Consider the following 2215-nt stretch of genomic DNA (forward strand, 5'->3'; position numbering starts at 1 on the left):
CAGTCTAGCCCCCGGAACCGGAAAAATCCTTGCTGAACTTCATGAAGGACTCAACAATCATATGGATATCAGTGCTTTTGAGGTTGGGAGGTATTGATATTGTGAAGACGGGAGTCGGAAGACCGAAGAAACTACATTTTACCATTTTTTGTGACAAAATTTTAGGTGGCGTCATTGCTAGTCCCCAACATTATTAAAAATGTTCAGAAAAGGAATGACATCAAGTTACCCTCTAGGCAGCCGTCATCCTGAGTCCCCAACATTTTAGAAATGTTCAGAAAAGGAGTGACATCATGTTATCCACTAGGCAGCCGTCATTCTGAGGTACGAAGAATCTCCAGAGGTCCTATTTATGTTTATAATACATTTCCTGATCCTCGAGAGACCCTTCTCCCATCGGGATCAGGGTGACGGCAGCTAAGAAATCTGTCATTGGTCGGCACGAAGGATCTCCAGAGGTCCTATTTATGTTAATTTTATCATTTCCAATTCCTCGTGAGATGCTTCCTTCAGCATGACGGGCAATTCCAAATTCTGTCACTGGTAGGAGCACTTCAGAGAACCTGATTTTATAAGGGAGGCATTCGTGCGACGTGGCAATCTCTTTAAGGAGCAAAAGACATTGACCCCAAAAAGCAGAACCAATCGGAGTCGGTCTATGGAGTTCATAAAGTAGCTTGAATGGATTGTGAAAATATAAATTTACCTTTTATATTGACCTAATTTTTACGAACAAATTTATAAAATATGTCAGCAATGGATTTAGGAATCGGGAGTCAGATCAGACATCCGAAGTTTGGAAAAGGAGTTGTAGTAGAATCAGATGCTTCTTACTACAAAATCTATTTTAATTTTACCGCAGAGGTAAAGACTATCGCTCGGGACTTTCCCAATTTTGAATTGGTAGAGAAAAAAGAAGCTGAATTTCAGCCCATCACCTTGGCTGAAATCGAAACCGCAGTGGAAAATGTCATCCGAAAGAACCAACCAAAAGATGACCTCCCCAAGATAACTTTAGCCCAAAAATGGATCAACGGGACGGTTACCTTCAATCCCTATAACCCGGAAATGAGCAACAAGGAAATTCCGATCAAGACCTTTTTTCATAAAATTGTCATGGTGAGGGAAAGACTCCGGGTCCTAGAGCAAAACATCAACAACCATGAAAAACTGGACGACGAGGACCGTATCCAACTCCAACAATATATCACACGTGCTTATGGTTCATTGACCACTTTCAATGTGTTATTTTCCAATAAAGATGATCAATTTAAGGGGGCAGGAAAGGATGAGTAAGTTTAATTATTAGAAAATAGAACTTTGAGCGTTTTGAAGGTTTTGAGTTAAATACCAGTTATTTATAGCTCATCATTTTGCTTAAATATGAGCTATATTTTATTTTTTATAACTCAGATTAATGGTATTTTTGAGCTATAAATAAACATTTATGACTCATGAGGTGGAATTGGCAAACTCAAAACTGGCCAAACTTCAGTTTTACAACTGAAAGATTACAGGCATCATTAGAAGATTTTTTTAAGTTTTCAGGATTGCTTTTGGGTGCATATAAACACATAGCTGAATCTGATAAAAACAACCTTGTATTTGAAATCATTACCGACGAGGCAATCAAGACCTCCCAAATCGAAGGGGAATATCTGAACAGAGAAAGTGTCCAATCTTCGATCAAAAAGCAATTTGGCTTTCAGGTTGATGGCAGGAGACCAAGCGCAGCTGAACATGGAATAGCGGAAATGATGGTTGACCTTTATCAAACTTTTGAGGAACCATTAAGCAATGAGATGATTTTTAGATGGCACATCATGTTGACCAATGGAAGAAGGGATTTGGTGGAAATTGGAAGCTATCGAAGTAGTATTGACCCAATGCAGGTGGTATCAGGACATTTGGGAAGACCTGTGGTTCATTTTGAGGCACCGCCATCGGCAATCGTCCCGAAAGAAATGGATAGGTTTTTGGATTGGTATCAAGAAACATCCAAAACAGGTAAATCTCCACTCCATCCCGTTCTCAGGGCAGGGATTGCCCACTTGTATTTTGTAAGCATTCACCCGCTAGAAGATGGGAACGGAAGAATTGGAAGAGCCATTGCAGAAAAAGCCCTTTCAGAAAGTCTTGGCTATCCAAGCCTGATTGCACTTTCGCACACTATTGAAAAGTACAAAAAGAAGTATTACGATGCTTTGGCTAAAAA

At 39.8% G+C, this 2215-nt stretch carries 2 protein-coding genes; both read left to right on the forward strand.

The window, feature by feature from the left end; translation table 11 throughout:
• Positions 1-756: 756 nt before the first annotated feature.
• Complete coding sequence (locus ACEW8U_RS08465) at positions 757-1296, forward strand: hypothetical protein (protein ID WP_373521608.1); 540 nt, start codon at positions 757-759, stop codon at positions 1294-1296.
• Positions 1297-1454: 158 nt separating this feature from the next.
• A partial coding sequence (locus tag ACEW8U_RS08470; protein WP_373521609.1) for a Fic family protein occupies positions 1455-2215 on the forward strand: 761 nt, incomplete at its 3' end.

Origin of the sequence: Aquiflexum sp. (genome assembly GCF_041751335.1) — a bacterium.
GTDB lineage: Bacteria > Bacteroidota > Bacteroidia > Cytophagales > Cyclobacteriaceae > Aquiflexum.